The following is a 22,578-nucleotide window of genomic DNA, read 5'->3' as shown; positions in this document are numbered from 1 at the left end:
AACGCTTCGCGGTTGCGATGAGGGGTAAGGCGTAGAAAAATGTGCGGGTCGCTTGAACATGAAGATGGGACCGGAGCGGCCATCGCATTGACTCATGCTCAAACGGATATGGAATGAAGATGGCTTATTTCGAACGCGTTGATGACAGGAATTTTCAACCCAGCGATCATGTCGGCGGCGCGTGGAATGTTGCGGAGCAGCACGTCGCTCCGGCACTCGGGCTTATGGCGCATATGCTCGAGACGGATCATCTGGCCCGTCGCGGCGGCGATCCCCTGCGCCTTGGTCGCCTGTCCTACGACATTATGGGCACGCTTCCGATCGATCTGATCCGCATCGACGTGGAGGTGATCCGGGCCGGCCGCACGATCGAACTGGTGGAGGCACGTCTCAGTCACGCCGGCCGGACGGCGATCCTGTTGCGTGGCTGGTTCGTTCAGGCCTATGCGACCGACGCCATTGCAGCGACGGCGCTGCCGTCGATCGCGCCGCCTGACGAGATGGCCCCATTCGACATCACGGCATCATGGCCGGGTGGCTTCCTGAAAAGCCTGGAGGCCCGGCGTCAGGCCATAGGACCCGGGCGGGCGAATGGATGGCTGCGCGCCGGCCTGCCTCTTGTCGCGGGGGAGGATGTTTCCGCAACCGCGCGCGTCATGGGACTGGTGGACGTCGCCAATGGCATGGCTCCGCTCGTGTCGCCCCTGGACGTGGCCTTTCCCAATCTCGATCTGACCGCCTGTTTCTTCCGGGAGCCGGCAGGCCCATGGCTTGGCCTGCAAAGTGCGGTTTCGATCGGGCCGGCGGGAATGGGGCTGACCCAGACGATCATCCATGATCTGGAGGGGCCGATCGGCGCGGTGTCGCAATTCCTGACCGTGCGGCCGTGACATGGCGCGTCGACAGGCGCAGGGACAATCGCTCGCTTTGGCCCTATCTCGCGCTCCTGGGTGCGATGGCGTCCTTCGCCACCGGCAGTTCCTTCGCCAAGCATCTCTTCCCCGTCATGGGAGCGACGGGGACGACGGTGTATCGCGTCGGCTTCAGCGCGATGCTGCTGATGGCGATGTGGCGGCCCTGGCGCAGGTCATGGTCCCGCACCGAATTCATGCTGGTGGCCCGCTATGGCATCGTGCTGGGGCTCATGAATCTGAGTTTCTACATGGCACTGCGGACCATTCCGCTGGGGCTGGCGATCGCCATCGAATTGCTGGGGCCGTTGACCGTCGCCCTGATGAACTCGCACCGGGCGATCCATTTTCTATGGGTGGGCGTCGCTGTGGCCGGCCTGGCGCTGCTGTTGCCCGTTGCCGACGTCAAGGGCACGCTCGATCCCATCGGCATCCTGTTCGCACTGGGCGCGGCGTTTTTCTGGGCGCTCTATATCGTCTTCGGCAAGAAGGCGTCGCATCTCCCGCCGGGCGCTGCCGTGGCCGTGGGGCTGGCCTTCGCCACCCTGGCGGTCCTGCCGGTCGGCCTGGCCGTCAATGGGCTGGGGCTGCTGAACCCCCATGCGATGCTGCTCGGGCTGGTTGTCGCGGTCCTGTCCAGCGCCTTGCCCTATTCGCTGGAGATGGTGGCGCTCCGGCATATTCCCGAACGGAGCTTCGGCGTCGTGCTCAGCGCCGACCCGGCGATCGGCGCCTTGGCGGCCTATCTGGTGCTGGGAGAGACGTTGACCGGGCGACAGGGCATGGCGCTTGCCTGCGTCATCGCTGCCGCCATCGGCGCCGTAATGACGCAGGACAAGAAGGTGCAGGGATAGGCGTCCTTATCCCTCCCGCGCGATCTGGAATCCGGCGAAGGATTGGGTGACCGGCATCAACTCGATCCGGTTGACATTCAAATGCGGGGGCTGGCTCGCCACCCAGAACAGCGTCTCGGCGATATCCTGTGCCGTCATCGGATTGGCGTTGCCATAGAGCGCGTCGGACGCGGCCTGGCTGCCGGTACGGATCAGGGTGAACTCCGTTTCGACCATGCCCGGCTCGACCGAGGTGACGCGGACGCCTGTACCGTGCAGGTCCGACCGCAAGCCGAGCGAGAATTGGGTGACGAAGGCCTTGGTCCCGCCATAGGTGTTGCCCCCGGTATAAGGATAGGTCGCCGCGGTCGAACTCAGGTTGATGATCGCGCCCTTGCGCGCGATCAGGCGGGGCAGCAGCTTGTGGGTGATCGTCACCAGCCCGGTGATGTTGGTGTCGATCATCTGCCGCCACTGGTCGAGGTCCGCCTGCTGCGCCGGGGCGGTGCCCAGCGCCAGCCCGGCATTGTTGATCAGCAGGTCGATGTCGGCGAAATCGGCCGGCAAACCCGCCAGTGCCGTGTCGATCGCCGACTCGTCGCGCATGTCGAAGCTGATCGCATGCACCTTGTCCGCGCCCAGTTCGGCGATCAGCGCCTCCAGCCGGTCGGCACGGCGTCCGGTGACGATCACCTTCCATCCCGCCGCGACGAAACGCCGCGCCGACGCCGCGCCGATGCCTGCGGTTGCTCCGGTGATCAGTGCGGTTCCTGCCATGTTCCATCCTCGTGCGCGACAGTTGATATTGTCCCGCGATTTAAGGCCATTTCCACTGATGCCAAGCGCCATTTGCCCGGCACTTGCCCTTTCATGTCCGGATTTCTCCCGGAAAACGACCCTGTTCGGCTGGTCGCCGGAAAGAGGCCGCCGGCATCATTTCTGGCGCGGCTGACTTGGGACTGCAATAGTCCCCTTCTAGGAAGGGAGCATCGAAAAGCAGGCTGGCCGGTCTGAAGAGGGGCGGACATGGCCTTGGAATATGGAGAGTGGAGTTGACGATCCTCACGATCGATTTCGAGGCGTCGTGCCTGCCCCGGCACGGCCTGTCCTACCCGATCGAAGTCGGCATCGCATGCGATGGGAAAGCGCGAAGCTGGTTGATCCGCCCGCATGACGACTGGGCCGGCTGGTATTGGTCGGATGAAGCGGAGACGCTGCATGGCCTCAGTCTCGACCAGGTGAATCGCGAAGGGCTGCCCGCAGAAACCGTGCTGGCGGAACTGGCCGCCGCCTGCGACGGGCGGCGCATGGTGGCCGACAGCATGATCGACCAATATTGGCTGGATACGCTGGCCGATGCGGCGGGACAGCCGACACCCTTTCTGATCGATCATGTCTCGTTCCTGCTGGACGAACATCGCGCCGACGAGCAGCGGATCGGCGCCGCCGTCGCCTATGCCGATGCGCGTCATGCCGAACGCCACCGGGCCGCGAGCGACGCGCTCTGGCTGTCGGCGTTGCTGGATCATATATCCGCCCGGCCGGTGGTGGAGCATCGGGCGTTGATGCGTCTCACCTGAATTCTATTTCGCGCCAGCAATATTTTGTAACGCTCGGCAAATTACGGAGACATTCAGGGGGCCTAAATCCCGCTCGACCATTTCCGGTCGGTAGGGAGAAGGCCCATGTTCCTCATGCTTGCGTCCAGCGCGGCGGCCCTGGCCGTTGCGACGCCGATCCACAGCACCGAAATCGCGCACGCGTCCAACGCCTACACGGCCAGTTACAAGACGCAATCCACCGTCCGCTTCCATGAGGTCGAAGCCCGTTTCGCCAACCGCATGTCAGTCCCGGTCTGCCGCTGGCAGGCCGACATGGCCGTGAACCGGGATGTGGTCGCACAGGGGCGGCCCGTCGCTGCCTTTGCCAAGCCGATCCATCGCTTCGCGCCCATTTCCGGCAGCCATGCAGGCGGCTGCACCGCCGCGCGCGGTCTGATCGCGGTGGAAATCGCTCGTCACGACAGCGCCCGCTCGGCCGCGGCCGTCTTCGTTGCGCGGCAGGACCGCGCCGTGCTGGTCAATGAACTGGACGGCATTCACGCCCTGTCCGTGAAAGGGGCCGTGACAGGCGGATGAGTCCCCCGCTGATATTGATCGCGGAGGCCCGGCAGGACGTGCGACAGGAAGTGCGCCAGTCGCTGGAGCAAAGCGGGTTTCGTGCCCTATCCGCCGCCAACGCGAACGACATCTGGACCGCGATGGACAGCATGGCCGTCGGCGCGGTCGTGCTGGACGCCGCCCTGCGCGGTCCGGACGGCATGGACCTGTGCCGGGATGTGCGCGAGCGCAGCGACGTGCCGATCATCCTGGTCGGCGCGGACAGCAGCGAGGTCGATCGGGTGGTCGGGCTGGAACTGGGCGCCGACGATTATATGGCGAAGCCCTATTCGGTCCGCGAACTGGCCGCCCGGCTGCGTGCGGTGCTTCGCCGTGGGCGCAATGACCGGGCGCTGGGCACGCGCCGTCCGATCGAGGCGCGCTTCGACGGCTGGGTGGTCGATTCCTCCCGGCGCGAGGTGGTCGATCCCGGCGGTGGGCTGGTGGAACTGACCGCTGCCGAATTTTCCCTGCTGCTCGTCCTGCTCGATCATCCGCAGGTCGTGATCGCCCGCCCGCGTCTGATGGAATTGGCGGGCGTGCGCGATACGCCTTCGTCCGACCGCAGCGTCGATGTGCTGGTCAGCCGGCTGCGGCGCAAGCTCAGTCATGGCGGCCGGTCTGCGCCGATCGTCACGGTGCGGGGCGGCGGATATATGTTCAGCGCCGTGGTCGATCGGCGCTGAATCCCGTTCGCGCAGCCGGCTGTCCGCTATCCATTGCCTTGATCCGGCTGGGAAATACGGCGGTTCCCCGTACGTCCCGCGCTTTCCATCGCTCAGACATATTATTTAACAAAGCCGCTGCGCCGCAGCAAAACCGCATCCTTATCCTTCATTCTCAAGGCTGGTCTGCCCCCTGACCGGCCACCTCATAGAAGGATGCAGTGACATGAACGAGCTTATCGGTCGCGTCTTCAGCTTCGAAAGCCAGGTCTTTCCGAACCAGAGCGCGCTTTACAACCGCCTCGCCAGCGACGGTCAGAGCCCGAAGGCGCTGATGATCTCCTGCGCGGATTCGCGGATCGTACCGGAACATATCATGCAGGCCGATCCGGGCGACCTTTTCGTTTGCCGCAATGCGGGTAACATCGTGCCTCCCCATGCCACGCAGAATGGCGGCGTCACCTCCACCGTCGAATATGCGGTGATGGTGCTGGGCGTGCGCGACATCATCGTATGCGGTCACAGCGACTGCGGCGCGATGAAGGCGCTGTCGACCAATGCCGACCTTACTTCCATGCCCAACGTCGCCGCCTGGCTGCGCCACAGCCATGCCGCGCAGAAGGTCTGTCGCGAAAGCTATCCCGACGATCTGAGCGACGCTGCGAAACTGCGCAACATGGCGCTGGAGAATATCGTGGTGCAGCTTGCCCATCTGCGCACCCATCCGTCGGTCGCGTCGGGCATCGCCCGCGGCGAGATCGCGCTGCACGGCTGGTATGTCGACATCCATGCCGGCCAGGTCCTGGGCATGGACGGGGAAACCGGCCGCTTCCTGCCGCTGCGCGAAGGCCAGCCGCTGCCGGTCGCGCTGCCCCATGCCAAGCGTCTCGCCGCCGACATGGTCTATGCCGAGGCGGCGGAGTAAGCCGATGATCAAGGCGCTTTCCGGCGGCACTTTCAGCCGCGACTTCACGGCCTCCATCGTCGTCTTCCTGGTGGCGATGCCGCTGTGCATGGGCATTGCCATCGCGTCCGGCGTGCCGCCGGAAAAGGGCCTGATCACCGGCATGATTGGCGGCCTGATCGTCGGCGTGCTGGCGGGTTCGCCCTTGCAGGTCAGCGGTCCGGCGGCGGGCCTGGCAGTCATCGTCTTCGAAATCGTCCAGAAACAGGGGCTTTCCGCCCTGGGTCCGATCCTGATCCTGGCCGGCGCCATCCAGGTGGTGGCGGGGCTGTTGCGGGTCGGCGGCTGGTTCCGCGCGATCTCGCCCGCGGTGGTGCATGGGATGCTGGCGGGCATCGGCGTGCTGATCGTCGTGGGCCAGTTCCATGTGCTGTTCGACGACAAGCCGCTGTCGAGCGGCCTTGCCAATCTGGTGGCGATGCCGGGCCAGCTTTTCGGTCTCAGCAATCAGGATGCGGCAACGGCCTTCGCCGTCGGCCTCGTCACCATCGGCGGCATGCTGGGCTGGGAGAAATTCCGTCCCGCTTCGCTGAAGCTGGTGCCCGGCGCGCTGGTGGGCGTGGTGCTGGCGACGCTGGTGGCCTTTGCCCTCAGCCTTCCCGTGGCTCGCGTCGTCGTACCGGAATCGATCGTCTCCGCCATTTCGCTGCCGGAACAGGGGCTGCTTGCGCAGCTGTTGAACCCTACGGTCATCACCACCGCCATTGCCATCGCCTTCATCGCCAGCGCGGAGACGCTGCTGTCGGCGGCGGCGGTCGACCGCATGCATGACGGTGTGCGCACCAACTACAACCGGGAACTGAGCGCGCAGGGCGTGGGCAACCTGCTCTGCGGCGTCGCGGGCGCTCTGCCCATGACCGGCGTGATCGTGCGCAGTTCGGCCAATGTGCAGGCCGGCGCGAAGACGCGTCTGTCGACGATCCTGCACGGCGTCTGGATATTGGGCTTCGTCGCCCTGCTGCCCTGGTTGCTGCGCGAAATCCCGATGGCGGCGCTGGCGGGCATCCTGGTCGTCACCGGCATCCGCCTCGTCAGCGTCGACCATGTGAAGCATCTTCTCCACCGCTATGGTCCGCTGCCGGCGGTGGTGTGGGCGGCGACGCTGGTCTGTGTCGTGGCGACCGACCTCCTGACCGGCGTGCTGGTCGGCATCGGCCTGTCCTTGCTCGAAATGCTGCCCCATGCCCGCCGCCTGCGACTGGGCCTGGAGGAGGAGAGCCGGGACGATGCGCATGAAGTGGCGCTGCACGGCACCGCCACCTTCCTCAACTTGCCGAAGCTTTCGGCCAGGCTGGAATCGGTGCCGGCCGGTCGGCTGGTCATCCTCAACGTCGAGCGTCTCGGCCATATCGACCACACCTGCGCGGAAATGGTCCGCGAATGGGTCGACCGCCGCCGGGGTACGGGCGGAGAGGTCGAACTGTTCGGCGCCACCGGCCGCATGCGTCACCTCGTCGCCTGATACCATCCCCCTCGTCGGGCGATAAAGGAACCGCCGCATCATCTCCCAGTGATGCGGCGGTTTTGCGTTCAGTTTCCGAATAGAAACAGATTGGAAACATTTGGAACGACGCAAGACAATAATCGTGTTGCCTACAACACAGTGCGCTCATTTCCTTTCGCATCTGCGAAAAAGCCGTTTCCCCAATCCACGGCGTGACCATAATCTGCTTTCGATCCGCCGGTATCGAAGACGAAGAGAAAAAAGATCTTCGGACGGAGCGGACGCAGGACGGAACATTCTTACGTAAAAGGGGAATGTTCATGAAGTATCAGATTGCCTGTGCCGCGCTTGCGCTGCTCTCCAGCGCTCCGGCCTTTGCCCAGGAAGAGCCCGCAGGCCCCGTCACCGTTTCCGGCAGCGTTGCGTTGGTGTCCGACTACCGTTTCCGCGGCGTGTCGCAGTCCGACAAGGGCATGGCCGTGCAGGGCGGCGTCACCCTTACCCACGAAAGCGGCCTTTATGCCGGCACCTGGGGTTCCAACCTCGCCGGCTGGGGAACGTTCGGTGGGTCGAACATGGAACTGGACCTGTTCGCCGGTTATGCGGTTCCGCTGGGCAGCGCGACGCTGGACGTGGGCCTGACCTGGTACATGTATCCGTCGGGCGCCAACAAGACCGACTTTGCTGAACCCTATGTGAAGCTGTCGAGCGAACTGGGACCGGTCAAGGGCCTGATCGGCGTCGCCTATGCGCCCAAGCAGCAGGCGCTGGGGAAATGGTGCAGCGATGCGGCATGCACGGTCTTCAATCCGGGCGACAAGGAAGACAATTTCTACGTCTGGGGCGACATCAGCGGTGCCGTGCCGAACACCCCGGTCACGCTGAAGGCGCATCTGGGCTGGTCGAACGGCAATAGCGGCCTTGGCCCGAACGGCACGTCGCTCGCGCCGACCGGGAAATATCTCGACTGGCTGGTGGGCGCGGACGTCGCTATCCCCGGCACGCCGCTGACCCTGGGCGTGGCCTATGTCGACACCGACATCGCGCGGGTCGAGGAAAACTATATCCGTCCGAACTTCTCGGACCTGGGCAATGGTTCGTCGATCGCGCGGAGCCGGGTGGTCTTCTCTCTTTCGGCCGCCTTCTGACGCGATGCATGCCGGGCCGCGGGGCCCGGCATGACAAAAATTGCTGTGCCGGGACGGGCGCTTGTCCCGGACGTGACAAATTGTTGCTGGGCTTCCCGCGCCCTGTTGCTGCGGCAACGCCCGGTTGACCCTCCGCCCGGCGGGACCTATCTCGCTCCCCATGTGCAAAATTCTGTGCCTTTCGGCATGACCGCCCCGACGATCATCCTGGTGGAGGACGACCCGCCGCTGCGCACGTTGACCGCGCGGGCGTTGCAGGAACATGGCTATCAGGTCAGACCGGCTTCCTCCGGCCCGGAAATGTGGGTGGCTTTCGATGCCGGGCCGGTCGACCTCGTCGTTCTCGACGTGATGCTGCCCGGCACCAACGGTATCGACCTTTGCCGCCAGATCCGACGGAAGAGCGACGTTCCCATCATCTTCATCAGCGCCAAGGGCAGCGAGACGGACCGCATCGTCGGGCTGGAACTGGGCGCAGACGATTACCTCCCCAAACCCTTCGGCACGCGCGAGTTGATCGCCCGCATCCGCGCCATATTGCGCCGCGTCGGCGTGGAGCGCGGGCCGGACGAACATCGTGAGAATGAAGCCCGCTTCGATGGCTGGATCGTCAATTTCCCCCGCCGGGAACTGCGTTCGCCGACCGGCGCGATCGTCGACCTGACCGGCGCGGAGTTCGACCTGCTGGTCAGCTTCCTCAGCCACCCGCAGCGCGTCATCGCTCGCGAACGGTTGATCGAACTGTCCCGCACGCGCATGGGCGACAGTTCCGACCGCAGCATCGACGTGCTGGTCAGCCGCCTGCGCCGCAAGCTATCGACGGAAAAGGGCGCGGCGCCGATCACGACCGTCCGCGGCGTCGGCTATATGTTCAATGCGGAGGTCAGCCGCGCTTGAGACGGCATGTCAGCCTGGTCGGGCAGATATTCGCGATCCTGCTGCTGACCCTGACGCTGGAATTCGCGGTCGGCATCTTCCTCAACGAGCGGGCCAACCATCTTTCGTTACAGGATGACGAGGCGCGCCGCCTGGCCGAGCATCTGGTCATCGCCCGGAAGCTGCTGACCGAACAACCGGCGGACGATCGGCACGCATTGGCGTTGCAACTGACCACCGATCGCTACGATGTCCATTGGACGCCGTCCTCGCCGCCGCCGCCGCCGCTGGCGCCGGGGCTGGAACGCATGCGGCGCCAGATCATCAACTGGGAACCGACGCTGGAACAGTCGGGCCTCTGGCTGCGCCTCGCCTCGCCGGGGCGCGTGTCGGAAATCAATGGCGGCCTGAGGCTGGCGGACGGAAGCTGGCTCTATTTCGGCATGCGGCATAGCGGGGGCAAATGGACCTTCACCATCGGTCGCATGGGATTGGCGATGATCCCGGTGCTGGCGCTGCTGATCGTCGGCGGCCTGATGATTCGGCGCACGCTGGCGCCGTTGCGCGATCTGACGCGGGCGACCGAGCGCATCGGCCTGTCCGACGAGGTCATGGTGGAGGAGGGTGGCTCCAACGACGTGCGCAATCTCATCCGTGCGTTCAATGCCATGCAGACGCGGATCCATGGCCTGATCACCGAACGGACCGAGATGCTGGCCGCCGTCGGCCACGACCTGCGCACTCCGCTGGCCCGGTTGCGGCTGCGGCTGGACAATCTTCCCGAGAATGAGGGACGGGAGGCGATGGAGGGCGACCTCACCGAAATGGGGGAGATGATCGATTCCCTGCTCGCCTTCCTGGGGGGGGAGAAAAATGGCGAGCCGCCGGTGCGCACCGATCTGGCGGTGCTGGTGGCGACGGTGGTCGACGCCTTTCAGGATCACGGCAAGGATGTCGACTATGCCGGGCCGGATCATCTGGAAATGGCGGTCCGGTCGCTTTCGCTGCGGCGGGCCGTCGTCAATCTCATAGAGAACGCCCTGCATTATGGCGGCCGCGCGCGGGTCACGCTGGAGCGGACCGCGCGTGAAGTGCTGATCCGGGTCGACGATGAGGGGCCGGGCATCCCGCGCGACAAGCTGGAGGAGGTGCTGAAGCCCTTCGTCCGGCTGGACGGTGCGCGGCAGCGCAATACGCGCGGCCTTGGCCTGGGTCTTGCCATCGTGGCGCGCGCGGTCGAACTGGAGGGTGGGCAACTGATCCTCGCCAACCGACCCGAAGGCGGGCTGCGCGCGGAAATCTGCCTGCATCTGCCGGGGCATGCGCCGAACCGCTGACAAAAGGAATCTGCCTGCCCCCAAGCAAAACTCATTTACCGCGCGGCGTCATGCCGCGCTATGCGGGGAGCCTATATTAAAAGAGGCACATATGACGGCAGAAGGCGAAAGGGAAATCGCCCAGGGTTATTGGGATATCGATCGGCTGGCGGCCGAACTGGGCGCCGTGCGGCGGCGCTGGCGGCAGGCGCAGGATCATCATGCCGAATATGGGGCGGAGGGCTTCCCCTCCCGCGCCACCCTGACCAAGATCATGGCCGCGCTGTGCGGCGCGCTGTTTCCGCTGCGCCTCGGTCCCAGTTTCGTGCGTGTGCATAATGAGGACGCCTATGTCGCCCAGACATTGCAGACGGTGCTCAGCCGCCTGTACGGGCAGATCAGGCTCGAACTCATCTATGCGATGAAGGACGATGCGATCGAAGCCGTGGACAGGGAGGCGACGCGTATCATCGGCGCCTTCGCGCAGAGCCTGCCGGGCTTGCGCGAACTGCTGGACAGCGATGTGGATGCGGCCTTCCTGGGCGATCCGGCCGCGCGCAGCGTGGACGAGGTGCTGATCTGCTATCCTTCGATGATGGCGATCACCCATCATCGCCTGGCGCATCGGCTCCATCAGCTCGGCGCACCGCTGGTGGCGCGGATCATCTCCGAAATCGCGCATGGCATCACGGGGATCGACATCCATCCGGGCGCGAAGATCGGCCACAGCTTCTTCATCGACCATGGCACCGGCGTCGTGATCGGGGAGACGGCGATCGTCGGCGACCGCGTGCGCATCTATCAGGGTGTGACATTGGGCGCGCGCAGCTTTCCGGCGGATGAGAAAGGCCGGCTGGAAAAGGCGTTGGCGCGCCATCCGATCATCGAGGACGATGTGGTGATCTATGCCGGCGCGACGATATTGGGCCGCATCATCATCGGCAGCCGGTCGGTGATCGGCGGCAATGTCTGGCTGACCGACAGCGTGCCCGCCGACAGCAATGTCCGCCAGGCCAAGGCGCATTATGAAGTGACGAGCCGGGTCGAAGTCTCCGCGCCCCATCGCGTCCATGCGCTGCTGGACGAAGGACGCGACGGGATCGCGGAGAATATCTGACGCAGTTGGTCGGGTTTCTCAGTTGGCGCAGCTATCCCCGTCACCTGCGATCAGGTCGAGGCAGCGTCCGTCGATCTGATCCTTCGGCACCGGCAATTTGATCAGCGCCGCCAGCGTCGGCATGATGTCGACCGTTTCGATGCCCAGCGGCTGTTCGAAATGGGTGAGGCCCTTGCGCCAGAACAGGATCGGCACGCGGCGGTCGGTGTCCCAGGGGCTGCCATGGGTGGCGACATTGCCCATCACCGCGCTTTCCGGGATCGACATGACGCGCGGTTTCAGCAGCAGCAGGAGATCGCCCGATCGTTGCGGATCGAAGCTGGCGCGAGCCTCCTGGATCAGCGACCAGCTTTCCGGCGGGCCGGAAGGGGATGGGGTGGCGGCGATCTCCGCCTTGGTGAAGACGGTCTGCACCTGGGGATGGGCGCGCAGCAGGGCGAGCGTCGCCGCTTCCACCTTGGCCCGTTCGGCCGCCGTCAGGCCACGGTCGAAATAAAGGTCGCCCGCGGGGCCGTCGCCCCAGATCAGCGTCTTGCCCGCGATGCCGGTCTTCTCCGCAATGACGGCCGACAGGGCTTTGGGCGTGAGCGCCCTGTCGACGCGCTGCTCCATCGGCATGGCGTTCAGGCGGTGCCGTTCGGGCAGGTCATGGCCGCCATGGTCGGCGGTCAGTAGGACGACATAGTCGGTCCCGTCCTTGTCCAGCCGGTCGAAGAAGGCGCCCAGTTCGCGGTCGAGCCGGTCGACCTGGATGCAGCTTTCCGTTCCCTCCGTGCCATAAGTATGACCGATATAGTCGGTGGCGGAGAGGCCGATGGAGATGATGTCGGTCTGCGCCTGTTTGCCCAGCGCCATGGCCTCGATCGCGGCGGCGGCGAAGGCCAGCGTCATCGCATCCTGTTCGGGCGAGATGCGGAAGCCCTTGTAATCGCCCCCCTCACGCGCGAAGCGGCCGGTGCCGACGGTCTTGTCTCCGGCCTTCACGGGAAAATCCTTCGCCGCGCATTGCGGTGGCAGTTCGAAGCCGGGATTGGCTTCCGCCAGCCGCCGCGCCATCGCCTCGTTCACCTTCGCCACCAGCGGCGGCACCGCCACGCCCTTGTAGCTGACATAGCCCTTCGGCCCGCCGAGCCACCAGACCTGATCGGCGGTCGGCCCGCCCATCATGATGGCGGCGCGGTCCTTGCCCGCGATCGACACGACGCGGGTGGCGGGATTGGCGATCTTCATGCGCCCGCCCAATGTCGGCACCTTCAGATGTATCGGGGAGGCGACATAATTGTCGCTGCTGGAGCCCGGCTGGGTCTCGTCCTCCGCGCAATAGACCGACTTGTCGGCGCGGGCGGCGCCAAGGTCGAACCAGTTGTTCGCGATGATGCCGGTGCGTGATGGGCGGCTGCCGGTCAGGATCGTGCTGTGGCCGGGGCAGGTTTCGGTCGCGGCATGGCTCTGATAGCCGCGCGGGAAGACCACGCCCTGTTCGGTCAGCCGCTTGAGGCCGCCCGTATAATATTGCCGATATTCGCTGAACAGGTCGGCGGAGAACTGGTCGACGGAGATGGCGACGATCAGTCTGGGCGCCGTTGGCAAAGCCGGCGCTCCCGCCGGAACTGTTGTCGGGCTCTGGGCCAGTGCGGGGACCGAACCGGCGAGGAGGAGGGCGGCAGCGACTTTTTTCAACATGGGGTGAAGATACCTTCTGATGCCTTGACGGCAGATGCAACGGGACCTAGCCCCCTTGCATCCACCGGAACAGAGGCCCGATGCGGTTTTTTCATGTCCTTCTGATGACAGTCTTTTTGTTGCTCGCGCCGAATGCGGTACGGGCGCAGCAGGGCGCCTTCGGCCGGGGCGTGCCCCATATCGCGGCGGAACTGATCGGGGAAAGCGCGACGCCGCAGCCAGGGCAGGGCACGACCATCGCCTTTTCCATGACGCCCGAGCCGGGCTGGCACGGCTATTGGGAAAATCCGGGCGATGCGGGCCTGGGTATGACGGTCAAATGGATGCTGCCCAGGGGCGTGAGCGTCGGTGCGCTGCGCTATCCGGTGCCGGAAACGCTGCTGATTTCCGGCCTCATGAACCATGTCTATGAAGGTCCCTATGGGATATTGGCGAAGCTGACCGTCGCGCCGGATGTCCCGGCGGGCACGCCGCTGCCGATCAGGGTGCGCGCCGACTGGCTGGCCTGCACCGACAAGGTCTGCGTGCCCGAAGGCGCGGAACTGACGCTGGACCTGACGGCGGGAGATGGCGCGATCCTGCCTTCGCGGCGGGCGCAGTTCGACGGCTGGCGCGGCCATCTGCCCCGGCCGCTGGGCAGCGAGGCGCGCTACGCCCTTGTCGATGGGCGGCTGCGCCTCGCCATTCCCTTTCCGGCGGGGGCCGATGCCCGTGACGTGCATCTGTTTCCGCTGGCCGATGGCCTTGCCCGCTATGCCGCGCCGCAGAGCGTGTCCCGCGAAGGCGACCATCTGCTGATAGAGACCGAGGCGGGTCAGGGCCTGAAACCCGGTCCGGTGCAGGCGGTGCTGCGGACCGGCGATCATGTCGGCTTCCTGCTCACGGCCAGGCCCGGCGACGTTCCGGCGGCCCGATCGGGCACGCTTCGCACCGTGCTGATAGCTTTGGGCGGCGCGGTGCTGGGCGGCCTGCTGCTCAACATCATGCCCTGCGTCTTCCCGATCCTGGGCCTCAAGGCGATGAAACTCGCCAAGGCGGGCGGGGACGAGCATGTCGTTCGCCGCGAAGCGCTGGCCTACAGCCTGGGTATCATCCTGACCTGCCTTGCGCTGGGCGGCCTGCTGCTGGGTTTACGCGCGGCGGGGGCGGCGGTCGGCTGGGCATTCCAGTTGCAGGACCCGCGCATCATCCTTGGCCTGTTGCTGCTGGTGACGGCGATCGCCTTCAACCTCGCCGGACTGTTCGAACTTGGCGCCTATGGCGGGGGCGGGAAGCTGGCGGGGAAGGGCGGCCTTGCGGGCGCCTTCTGGACCGGCGTGCTGGTGGCGTTCGTTGCCACGCCCTGCACCGGGCCGTTCATGGGTGCGGCCATGGGCGCGGCGCTGGTGTTGCCGCTGGCCGCGGCGCTGGCGGTTTTCGCGGGCCTTGGCCTTGGCCTGGCGCTGCCCTTCCTGGCTCTGGCCTTCGTGCCCGCGCTCAGGACGGGCCTGCCCGACCGGGCGCATGGATGGGCCGGGTGCAGAAGATCCTGTCGGTGCCGATGTTCCTGACTGCGCTGGGCCTTGCCTGGCTGCTGGGCCAGCAGCGGGGCGTGTCCGCCATGACGCTGGGGCTCGGCGCGTCGCTCCTCCTTGCGCTGCTGCTCTGGTGGCTCGGCAGTCGACAGCATCGGGGCAAGCGCGGCGGCATGATCGTTGCCGTCATGGCGCTTGCCTTGCTGGGGGCGACGGCCGCGCTTTTGCCCGCCCATGCGCCTGCCGCCGCGTCCGGAACCGACGGCACCATCCCCTTCGACGAAGCCCGCCTGACCAGCCTGCGCGCCGCCAACAAGCCGGTATTCCTTTATTTCACCGCCGACTGGTGCCTGACTTGCAAGGCCAATGAAGCCGCGGCCATCGACCGCAGCGAAACCCGTGCCGCGTTCGACAAGGCAGGCGTCACGGTGATGGTCGGCGACTGGACCAATGCGGACCCGGCCATCACCCGCTTCCTCGAAGGGCAGGGGCGGTCGGGCGTGCCGCTGTATCTTTGGTACGCTCCCGGCAAGGGTCCGCAGATATTGCCCCAGATACTGACCCCCGCCACACTGACGGCTCTCCTGTCCTGATGGCCAAGGTCCGCGCCGATCAACTGCTTGTCGACAACGGCCTTGCCGAGAGCCGTGCCCGCGCGCAGGCGCTGATCCTCGCTGGCCTCGTCTTCCTGGGCGATAGGAAGATCGACAAGGCCGGCCAGCAGGTCGCCGCCGATGCCGAACTGGAAGTCAAGGGTCGCGACCATCCTTGGGTGTCGCGCGGCGGCATCAAGCTCGCCCATGCGCTGGAGACATTCCAGATCGACGTGACCGGCGTGGTGGCGATCGATGTCGGGAGTTCGACCGGCGGCTTTACCGACGTGCTGCTGACGAACGGCGCGGCGCGGGTCTATGCGGTCGACAGCGGCACCAACCAACTTGCCTGGAAGCTGCGGTCCGATTCCCGCGTCATCGTCCATGAACAGACCAGTGCCCGCATCCTGACCGCCGATCACATTCCGGAGCCTGTGGATGTCATCGTGTGCGACGCCAGCTTCATCTCGCTGGCCAAGGTGCTGGACCGTCCCTTGAGCTTCGCCCGTCCCGGCGCGCGTCTGATCGCGCTGATCAAGCCCCAGTTCGAGGCCGGGCGCGAGGAAGTGGGGAAGGGCGGCGTCGTGCGCGATCCCGCCATCCATGAGCGGGTGTGCAACGAAGCGCGCGACTGGGCGGTTTCGAAGGGCTGGCGGGTGGAGGGCATCATCCCCAGTCCGATCACGGGGCCGCAGGGCAATGTGGAGTTTCTCCTGTTCGCAATATTTGGCGGATAATGCCGCGGCGTTCGTTTCGCCCCAATAGTGACAATTTGCGACAAATGCCCATTTGAGTCGCTTGCCAAGGCCCGTTAGCCCTTTCCCATGCGCACCTCCCTCATCCTGATCCTGATCGCGTCCACCCTCTCCGCCTGCGGAGGCGGCAAGGAAAAGAAGGCCCGCCCAGCAGCGCTGGTCGAGGCCGCGCCGATCGCGCCGGAAACCTTCACTGACAATCTGGACGCGGTGGGCACCGCCTTCGCCAACGAGCAGGTGATACTCTCTGCCCCGGTGACGGAGCGCATCACCACCCTCAATTTCAGCGACGGCGGCTATGTCAGCCGGGGACAGGTGATCGCGACGCTCGCGGCAGGGCAGGAAAAGGCCGAACTCGCTGCCGCGCAGGCGCAGGCGTTGCAGGCGCAGCAACAGCTGGAGCGCATCCAGGCGTTGAAGGCGCGCGGCTTTGCCACCGCCGCCAGTCTCGACAGCCAGGTTGCGCTGGCTCATTCCGCGCGGGCCAGCGCGCAGCAGGCCCGCGCCTCGATCGGCGACCGGGTGATCCGCGCGCCCTTTGCCGGCTGGCTCAGCTTGCGCACCGTATCGCCCGGCGCGATCGTGACGGCGGGGACGCCGATTGCCACGGTCAGCGACATTTCGCGGATCAAGCTGGACTTCACCGTCCCTGAAACCCGCCTGTCGATGATCCGCGAAGGGCAGCCGATCCGGGCGGTTTCCGCCGCCTGGCCGGAAAGGCCCTTCACCGGCACGATCGCGACCATCGATCCGGTGATCGATCCCGCCACCCGCGCGGTCCGGGTGCGGGCGATCCTGCCTAATCCCGACCGCGCGCTGAAACCGGGCATGTTGTTGACCGTCAATGTGATCGCCAGGGAGCGCCAGTCGCTCGCCGTTCCTGAACTCGCCGTGGTGGGCGACGGCGAAGAACGCTTCGTCTTCGTGGTCGAGGAAGGCAAGGCCAAAAGGACGAAGGTCGATACCGGCATTCGCCAGAACGGATTGGTCGAGATACGGGGCGGGGTGAAGCCCGGCCAGACCGTCGTCACCGAAGGCGTCGTCAAGCTGACCGACGGCGTGCCCGTCCGCCTGCCCGGCGACAAGCCCGAGGCGAAGAGCGCCAGCGCCGACCGGGCCGCCGGCTAGGACGCGGGCGATGCAACTGTCCGACCTTTCCGTCCGCCGTCCGGTCTTCGCGGCGGTCGTCGCCGTGCTGCTCTGCATCATCGGCATCGTCGGCTATATGAGCCTGTCGGTGCGCGAATATCCCGACACCGATCCGCCGATCGTGTCGGTCGAGACCAGCTATACCGGCGCGGCGGCGTCAGTGGTGGAAACCCGCATCACCCAGATCATCGAGGATGGCGTCGCGGGGGTCCAGGGCATCCAGAACATCACCTCCACTTCGCGCGACGGCGTTTCGTCGATCAGCATCGAGTTCGATCCGTCGCGCGACATCGATTCCGCCGCCAATGATGTGCGCGACCGGGTGGGCGCGGTGGTGGAGGATCTGCCGGAGGATGCGCTCGCCCCGGAAATCCGCAAGGTCGATGCCGATGCGCGGGCGATCCTGTTCATCGTCTTCACCAAGCCCGGCTGGACCCCGACGCAGATCGCGGATTATCTCGACCGCAACGTGCTCGACCGCTTCTCCGCGATCGACGGCGTCGCCCGCGTCACCGGCGGCGGCGACGAGCGGCCCTCGACCCGTATCTGGCTGAACGCGGAAAAGCTCGCCGCCTTCGGCATCACGCCGGGCGACATCGAAAGCGCCCTGCGCGCGCAGAATGTGGAACTGCCCGCCGGACGCTTCGAATCGAAGGATCAGAACCAGACGTTGCGCGTCGAGCGGGCCTTCTCGACGCCTGAACAATTTGCCGGGCTCGTCGTCGGGCGCGGCGCGGACGGCTATCAGGTGAAGCTGGGCGATGTCGCACGGATCGAGGAGGGGGCCGAAAATCCCTACACCACCTTCCGGTCCAACGCGGTGACGGGCGTCGGCGTCGGCATCATCCGTCAGTCCGGCGCCAACACGCTGGATGTCGCGGAAAAGGCCAAGGCGCTGATCGCGGAACTGCGTCAGACCCTGCCCGAGGGGATGAAGGTCAATATCGGCTCCGACGAATCCCTGTTCATCAGCCGCGCCATCGACAATGTCTACGACACGCTAGCCGAGGCCGCCGTGCTGGTGGTGCTGGTGATCTTCCTGTTCCTGGGGTCGATGCGGGCGACGATCATCCCCTCGATCACCGTGCCGATCTGCCTGCTGGCGACCTGCGCGGTGATGTGGCTGCTGGGCCTGTCGATCAATCTGCTGACGCTTCTGGCCTTCGTGCTGGCGATCGGGCTGGTGGTGGACGACGCCATCGTCGTGCTGGAAAATGTCTATCACCGCATCGAACAGGGGGAGGACCCGCTGCTCGCCGCCTATCTCGGCACGCGGCAGGTGGGCTTTGCGATCATCTCGACCACGCTGGTGGTCTGCGCGGTGTTCGTGCCGGTCATGTTCCTCGCCGGGCAGACGGGGCTGCTGTTCCGCGAACTCGCCATATCGATGATCGCCGCCATCGCCTTTTCCGGCTTCATTTCGTTGAGCCTTGCGCCGATGCTCTGTTCGAAGCTGCTGCGCCATTCGGAACGCTCGCGCCTGTCGCGCTGGATCGACGATCGGTTCCAGCGGCTGGAAGCGTCCTATTCGCGCCTGCTCGACCGGGCGCTGAAAGGGCCTGCACTCGCTCTTGCCGTCGTCGCCCTGTTCCTTGCAGGGGCGGGCGCCCTGTTCATGACGCTGCCGACCGAACTTGCCCCGGCGGAAGACACCGGCGTGATCGACGGCCAGGTGTCGGCCCCCGAAGGCACCGGCTTCGACCGGATGAAGGTCTATATGCAGAAGATCGAGGCCGATCTTCAGCCGCTGCGCGACAAGGGTACGCTCCAGGTGCTGAACGTCCGCGCGCCCGCCGGTTTCGGGGGAGGCGACGATTTCAACGGCGGCAACATCATCGCCTTCCTGCGCCCATGGGAAGACCGCTCGATCACCACGGCGCAGGTGGCCGACACGATCAACAAGGTGATCGCCAACCAGCCTGGCGTGCGCGGCAATGTCGCGCCGCGCTCGGGACTGGGCCGGGGACGGGGCCTGCCGGTCAACCTGGTGCTGGCCGGGTCGACCTATGAAGGGCTGGTGGCTGCCCGCGATCGAATCATGGCGGCCGCCGCGGCCAATCCCGGCCTCATCAACCTCGATTCCGACTATAAGGAAACCAAGCCGCAGATGCGGGTCGAGGTGGACCAGCAGCGCGCGGGCGACCTTGGCGTGTCCGCCAGCGACATCAGCCAGGCCTTGCAGACGCTGCTCGGTTCCCGCCGCGTCACCACCTATGTCGACCGGGGCGAGGAGTATCGCGTGCTGGTGCAGGCGGAGAAGGAGGGGCGCCAGACGCAGGCGGACCTGGAGCGCATCAACGTGCGCAGCCGCACCGGCGCGCTGGTGCCGCTGTCCGCCGTCGTCACCGTGCGCGAAGTGGCTGGGCCGCGCCAGCTCAACCGTTACAACAAACTGCGCGCGATCACGCTGACGGCGGCCCTCGCGCCGGGCTATTCGCTGGGTGAAGCGCTCAATTTCCTGGAGGATCAGGCCCGCCAGTCGCCCGAAATTCTGGCCGTCGGCTATCGCGGCGAAAGCCAGTCGCTGCGGGAAACCGGCGGATCGATCTGGCTGGTCTTCGGCCTCACCATCCTGATCGTCTATCTGCTGCTGGCGGCGCAGTTCGAAAGCTTCATCCATCCCGGCGTCATCATCGCCACGGTTCCGCTGGCGGTGGCGGGGGGCGTGATCGGGCTGGCGCTGACGGGCGGGTCGATCAATCTCTACAGCCAGATCGGCATCGTCATGCTGGTCGGCCTGGCCGCCAAGAACGGCATATTGATCGTCGAATTCGCCAACCAGCTCCGCGACGAGGGGCTGGAGATCGGGCAGGCGATCCGTCAGGCCGCCACCCGCCGCCTGCGCCCGATCCTGATGACGTCGATCGCCACGGTGATCGGCGCCGTGCCGCTGGTCATCCGCGGCGGGGCGGGGCCGCGTCGCGCCATTCGATCGGCGTGGTGGTGGTATTCGGCGTCAGCCTGGCGACCCTTATCACGCTGTTCTTGATCCCGATCTTCTATTCACGGGTTGCGGGACGAACCGTTTCACCGCAAACCGTCAGTCGGCGGCTTGACTCGGCCTTGAAGGATTCGCCCGAAGCCGCCGAGTAAATCGTGGAGCTTCGTTGCCGATGAACGAGATTGCGTCTCCGGGTCAATTACGTCTCGCCTATGCGCGCTGGGCGCTGGTTACTGTGCCAGCGATTGTTTTCCTTGGCTTTCTTTCCGGCAAGCTAGCCAATAGTGGCTATGGCAATCGCTGGTTCGCGGCGCTGGCCAAGCCGGACATCATCCCGCCTGGCTGGGCCTTCGGGCTGGCCTGGACGATCCTCTATATCCTCATGGCGCTGGCGCTGGCGATCGTCCTGCATGCCCGTGGGGCGACGGGTCGGGGGATCGCCATCGGCGTCTTTCTTGTGCAGTTGGTGCTGAACCTGCTCTGGTCGCCGCTTTTCTTCCGCGCGCATCAGGTGGACCAGGCGCTGGTGCTGATCCTGATCCTGTTCGCGCTGGTGGCGGTCACGATCGCGCTGTTCTGGCGTGTCCGGCGCATCGCGGGCCTTTTGTTGCTGCCTTATCTGTGCTGGCTGGCCTTTGCATCCTACCTCAACTATGAGATCGGCCGCCTTAATCCGGACGCGGAAAGCCTTGGCAAACCCGCATTCCAGACCCAGATATGATTTTTGTGCGTCCCTGCCGGGGCGCCGCACGGAAGGACGAAGCATCATGCAGAGCGAAAACCGCTTTTTCGACGACCTGGCCAAGCTGGTGAACGGCGCGGCCGGAACGGTCGCGGGCATGAGCCGCGAGTTTGAAACCAATGCCCGCGAAAAGGCCAAGCAGTGGATCGGCGGCATGGATTTCGTCAGCCGCGACGAATTCGATGCGGTCAAGGCTCTGGCCGCCGCCGCCCGCGAAGAGGTGGAAGCGCTGAAGGCCCGCCTCGACGCGCTGGAGGGCAAGGCGCCCCAACCCGTCACGAAGACGGTCCGCGCCAAGGGCAAGGACGCGGAATAGGCGTCCGGTCCGACGCTCCAAGCGAAGTTGTCCACGCATTTTCCGTGGCGCCCGGTTTCCCACGCCGTCGAAAATGCTCTAAGGCCCGCAAATGATGGACAGCGACGAATTTGAAAATGGCGGTCAGGAAGCCGCGCCGATCGACATGCTGGCCGCCTATTTCGAGGCGCATGGCTGGAGCTTCGATCAGGTGGGCGAGGACGAAATCGTCGCCAGCACCCAGGGGTCCTGGGCACAATATGAACTGCGCGGTATCTGGCGCGACGAGGATCAGGTCCTCCAGCTGCTTGCCCTGCCCGACATCAGGGTGAACGAGGACAAGCGCCCGGCGATCTACGAAACGCTGGGGCTGATCAACGAGCAACTCTGGCTCGGCCATTTCGAACTCTGGTCGTCGAGCGGCATCATCCTCTTCCGTCATGGCGCGTTGCTGGGCGCCGGCGGCACGCTGACGCTCGACCAGGCGCAGATCCTGATCGAAACCGCGATCGACGAGTGCGAGCGCTTCTACCCGGTGTTCCAGTTCGTGCTGTGGGGTGGCAAGTCCCCGACCGAAGCCATTTCCGCCAGCTTGATCGAAACCCGCGGCGAAGCCTGAGTACCCGTTCATGACCCCAATCTGGCCCGATCATCTCTTCCTTGTCGGCTGTGGCAATATGGCGGGGCAGATGCTGGCCCGCTGGCTCGCCTGCGGGCTTGATCCCGCCCGCGTCACGGTGCTGCGCCCCAGTGGCAAGCCGGTGGCCGAGGGGGTGCAGGTGGTCACGGACTATCCTTCCGCCTTGCCCGCAAGGACGACCGTGCTGCTTGGCATGAAGCCTTATCAGCTCGGCGATGTGGCCGCATCGCTCGCGCCGCTTTGCGGGGGCGATACGCGCATCGTCTCGATCCTCGCGGGGACGCGGCTTGCCGAATTGCGCGCTCGTTTCGCGCAAGCGGGCGAGATCGTCCGCGCCATGCCCAACCTGCCCGTGGGCATAGGGGAGGGCGTCACCGCGCTCCACGCCGACGCCGCGCTTCCCGCTGCCTCGCGCGGGGCCGTGGAGGCCTTCATCGCGCCTTTGGGCCTGGCCGAATGGATCGCTGACGAAGGGCAGTTCAACGAGGTCACGGCGCTGTCGGGCTGCGGGCCGGCCTTCCTGTTCCGCTTCATCGACGCCTTCGCCCGTGCGGGCGAGGCGCTGGGACTGCCCGCCGACCAGTCGGCGCGCATGGCGCTTGCCACGGTGCGCGGATCGGCCAGCATGGCGGCCCGTGCCAGCGAAAGTCCCGCCATCCTCGCGGACCGGGTGGCCAGTCCCGGCGGCATGACGCGGCAGGGGCTGAACGTGCTGGATGCCGACGAACGGCTGCTGAAGCTGCTGACCGACACGCTCGCCGCCGCTCGCGACCGGGGCGAGGAAATGGCCAGGGGCGGATAAGCCTCGCCGGTTCACGCCGAGAGGGAAATCC

General features: G+C 65.8%; 19 protein-coding genes and 2 pseudogenes. 19 read left to right on the top strand and 2 right to left on the bottom strand.

Features of this window, described 5'->3' with window-relative positions; all coding sequences use genetic code 11:
• The first annotated feature begins 119 nt into the window (after positions 1-119).
• Positions 120-890 (top strand): thioesterase family protein, encoded by a 771-nt coding sequence (locus tag YP76_RS16405; protein WP_046764916.1) that lies wholly within the window; start codon positions 120-122, stop codon positions 888-890.
• Positions 887-1,765 carry an EamA family transporter gene (locus YP76_RS16400; RefSeq protein WP_046764677.1) on the top strand — a complete coding sequence of 293 codons (879 nt, stop codon included), beginning with the start codon at positions 887-889 and terminating at the stop codon, positions 1,763-1,765. The genes YP76_RS16405 and YP76_RS16400 overlap by 4 nt, the downstream gene beginning before the upstream one ends.
• Positions 1,766-1,771: 6 nt before the next feature.
• Here the strand turns inward: YP76_RS16400 and YP76_RS16395 are convergent, their stop codons facing one another.
• Positions 1,772-2,521: an SDR family NAD(P)-dependent oxidoreductase gene (locus YP76_RS16395; RefSeq protein ID WP_046764915.1), complete on the bottom strand. Its 750-nt coding sequence runs from the start codon at positions 2,519-2,521 to the stop codon at positions 1,772-1,774.
• A gap of 275 nt (positions 2,522-2,796) precedes the next feature.
• Between YP76_RS16395 and YP76_RS16390 the strand changes: the two genes are divergently transcribed.
• From YP76_RS16390 to epsC, 9 genes are all read left to right on the top strand, one after another.
• Positions 2,797-3,324 (top strand): 3'-5' exonuclease, encoded by a 528-nt coding sequence (locus tag YP76_RS16390; protein WP_046764676.1) that lies wholly within the window; start codon positions 2,797-2,799, stop codon positions 3,322-3,324.
• 105 nt (positions 3,325-3,429) lie between these two features.
• Positions 3,430-3,882 (top strand): hypothetical protein, encoded by a 453-nt coding sequence (locus YP76_RS16385; protein WP_046764675.1) that lies wholly within the window; start codon positions 3,430-3,432, stop codon positions 3,880-3,882.
• The gene (locus YP76_RS16380) at positions 3,879-4,589 is read left to right on the top strand and encodes a response regulator transcription factor (protein WP_046764674.1); all 711 of its coding nucleotides are present in this window, start codon (positions 3,879-3,881) and stop codon (positions 4,587-4,589) included. The genes YP76_RS16385 and YP76_RS16380 overlap by 4 nt, the downstream gene beginning before the upstream one ends.
• A gap of 205 nt (positions 4,590-4,794) precedes the next feature.
• Positions 4,795-5,493, top strand: coding sequence for a carbonic anhydrase (locus YP76_RS16375; protein WP_046764673.1), 699 nt, complete (start codon positions 4,795-4,797; stop codon positions 5,491-5,493).
• A 4-nt stretch (positions 5,494-5,497) separates the two neighbouring features.
• Positions 5,498-6,994 carry a SulP family inorganic anion transporter gene (locus tag YP76_RS16370; protein ID WP_046764672.1) on the top strand — a complete coding sequence of 499 codons (1,497 nt, stop codon included), beginning with the start codon at positions 5,498-5,500 and terminating at the stop codon, positions 6,992-6,994.
• Positions 6,995-7,290: 296 nt separating this feature from the next.
• Entirely contained in the window at positions 7,291-8,124 is an 834-nt protein-coding gene (locus tag YP76_RS16365) for a TorF family putative porin (RefSeq protein WP_046764671.1), read from the top strand.
• A 186-nt stretch (positions 8,125-8,310) separates the two neighbouring features.
• A complete protein-coding gene (locus YP76_RS16360; RefSeq protein WP_046764914.1) occupies positions 8,311-9,021 on the top strand; it encodes a response regulator in 711 nt (236 codons plus the stop codon).
• Positions 9,018-10,337 carry an ATP-binding protein gene (locus tag YP76_RS16355; protein WP_046764670.1) on the top strand — a complete coding sequence of 440 codons (1,320 nt, stop codon included), beginning with the start codon at positions 9,018-9,020 and terminating at the stop codon, positions 10,335-10,337. The genes YP76_RS16360 and YP76_RS16355 overlap by 4 nt, the downstream gene beginning before the upstream one ends.
• A 91-nt stretch (positions 10,338-10,428) precedes the next feature.
• A complete protein-coding gene (gene epsC / locus YP76_RS16350; RefSeq protein ID WP_046764669.1) occupies positions 10,429-11,433 on the top strand; it encodes a serine O-acetyltransferase EpsC in 1,005 nt (334 codons plus the stop codon).
• Positions 11,434-11,451: 18 nt separating this feature from the next.
• Here the strand turns inward: epsC and YP76_RS16345 are convergent, their stop codons facing one another.
• On the bottom strand, positions 11,452-13,116 hold the full coding sequence (locus YP76_RS16345; protein WP_046764668.1) for an alkaline phosphatase family protein: 1,665 nt from the start codon (positions 13,114-13,116) through the stop codon (positions 11,452-11,454).
• 80 nt (positions 13,117-13,196) lie between these two features.
• Between YP76_RS16345 and YP76_RS16340 the strand changes: the two are divergent.
• The 8 genes and pseudogenes from YP76_RS16340 (at position 13,197) to YP76_RS16305 (ending at position 22,547) form a co-directional block, all read left to right on the top strand.
• Positions 13,197-15,223, top strand: a pseudogene (locus tag YP76_RS16340) (protein-disulfide reductase DsbD family protein).
• A complete protein-coding gene (locus YP76_RS16335) occupies positions 15,223-15,960 on the top strand; it encodes a TlyA family RNA methyltransferase (RefSeq protein WP_046764667.1) in 738 nt (245 codons plus the stop codon). The pseudogene YP76_RS16340 and the gene YP76_RS16335 overlap by 1 nt, the downstream one beginning before the upstream one ends.
• Before the next feature lie 87 nt (positions 15,961-16,047).
• On the top strand, positions 16,048-17,106 hold the full coding sequence (locus YP76_RS16330; RefSeq protein WP_046764666.1) for an efflux RND transporter periplasmic adaptor subunit: 1,059 nt from the start codon (positions 16,048-16,050) through the stop codon (positions 17,104-17,106).
• Between the two features lie 10 nt (positions 17,107-17,116).
• Positions 17,117-20,220: pseudogene (locus tag YP76_RS16325) on the top strand (efflux RND transporter permease subunit).
• Between the two features lie 20 nt (positions 20,221-20,240).
• Complete coding sequence (locus tag YP76_RS16320) at positions 20,241-20,789, top strand: TspO/MBR family protein (RefSeq protein ID WP_046764665.1); 549 nt, start codon at positions 20,241-20,243, stop codon at positions 20,787-20,789.
• 46 nt (positions 20,790-20,835) lie between these two features.
• Positions 20,836-21,126 carry an accessory factor UbiK family protein gene (locus YP76_RS16315; protein WP_046764664.1) on the top strand — a complete coding sequence of 97 codons (291 nt, stop codon included), beginning with the start codon at positions 20,836-20,838 and terminating at the stop codon, positions 21,124-21,126.
• 91 nt (positions 21,127-21,217) lie between these two features.
• Positions 21,218-21,724 (top strand): type III secretion system chaperone family protein, encoded by a 507-nt coding sequence (locus YP76_RS16310; RefSeq protein ID WP_046764663.1) that lies wholly within the window; start codon positions 21,218-21,220, stop codon positions 21,722-21,724.
• Positions 21,725-21,734: 10 nt separating this feature from the next.
• Positions 21,735-22,547: a pyrroline-5-carboxylate reductase family protein gene (locus tag YP76_RS16305; protein ID WP_046764662.1), complete on the top strand. Its 813-nt coding sequence runs from the start codon at positions 21,735-21,737 to the stop codon at positions 22,545-22,547.
• The last annotated feature ends 31 nt before the right edge of the window (positions 22,548-22,578 follow it).

It is taken from the genome of Sphingobium chungbukense (genome assembly GCF_001005725.1).
GTDB lineage: Bacteria > Pseudomonadota > Alphaproteobacteria > Sphingomonadales > Sphingomonadaceae > Sphingobium > Sphingobium chungbukense.
Note: the sequence above shows the minus strand (reverse complement) of the source record. Positions and strands in the feature narration are given on the sequence as shown.

Bases quoted from the DNA above. Each gene is read 5' to 3' on its own strand.
- YP76_RS16370 (WP_046764672.1), top strand. From the start codon at position 5,498: ATGATCAAGGCGCTTTCCGGCGGCACTTTCAGCCGCGACTTCACGGCC.
- YP76_RS16315 (WP_046764664.1), top strand. From the start codon at position 20,836: ATGCAGAGCGAAAACCGCTTTTTCGACGACCTGGCCAAGCTGGTGAAC.
- YP76_RS16320 (WP_046764665.1), top strand. From the start codon at position 20,241: ATGAACGAGATTGCGTCTCCGGGTCAATTACGTCTCGCCTATGCGCGC.
- YP76_RS16375 (WP_046764673.1), top strand. From the start codon at position 4,795: ATGAACGAGCTTATCGGTCGCGTCTTCAGCTTCGAAAGCCAGGTCTTT.
- epsC (WP_046764669.1), top strand. From the start codon at position 10,429: ATGACGGCAGAAGGCGAAAGGGAAATCGCCCAGGGTTATTGGGATATC.
- YP76_RS16345 (WP_046764668.1), bottom strand. From the start codon at position 13,116: ATGTTGAAAAAAGTCGCTGCCGCCCTCCTCCTCGCCGGTTCGGTCCCC.
- YP76_RS16365 (WP_046764671.1), top strand. From the start codon at position 7,291: ATGTTCATGAAGTATCAGATTGCCTGTGCCGCGCTTGCGCTGCTCTCC.
- YP76_RS16385 (WP_046764675.1), top strand. From the start codon at position 3,430: ATGTTCCTCATGCTTGCGTCCAGCGCGGCGGCCCTGGCCGTTGCGACG.
- YP76_RS16395 (WP_046764915.1), bottom strand. From the start codon at position 2,521: ATGGCAGGAACCGCACTGATCACCGGAGCAACCGCAGGCATCGGCGCG.
- YP76_RS16330 (WP_046764666.1), top strand. From the start codon at position 16,048: ATGCGCACCTCCCTCATCCTGATCCTGATCGCGTCCACCCTCTCCGCC.
- YP76_RS16405 (WP_046764916.1), top strand. From the start codon at position 120: ATGGCTTATTTCGAACGCGTTGATGACAGGAATTTTCAACCCAGCGAT.
- YP76_RS16380 (WP_046764674.1), top strand. From the start codon at position 3,879: ATGAGTCCCCCGCTGATATTGATCGCGGAGGCCCGGCAGGACGTGCGA.
- YP76_RS16360 (WP_046764914.1), top strand. From the start codon at position 8,311: ATGACCGCCCCGACGATCATCCTGGTGGAGGACGACCCGCCGCTGCGC.
- YP76_RS16310 (WP_046764663.1), top strand. From the start codon at position 21,218: ATGATGGACAGCGACGAATTTGAAAATGGCGGTCAGGAAGCCGCGCCG.
- YP76_RS16305 (WP_046764662.1), top strand. From the start codon at position 21,735: ATGACCCCAATCTGGCCCGATCATCTCTTCCTTGTCGGCTGTGGCAAT.
- YP76_RS16335 (WP_046764667.1), top strand. From the start codon at position 15,223: ATGGCCAAGGTCCGCGCCGATCAACTGCTTGTCGACAACGGCCTTGCC.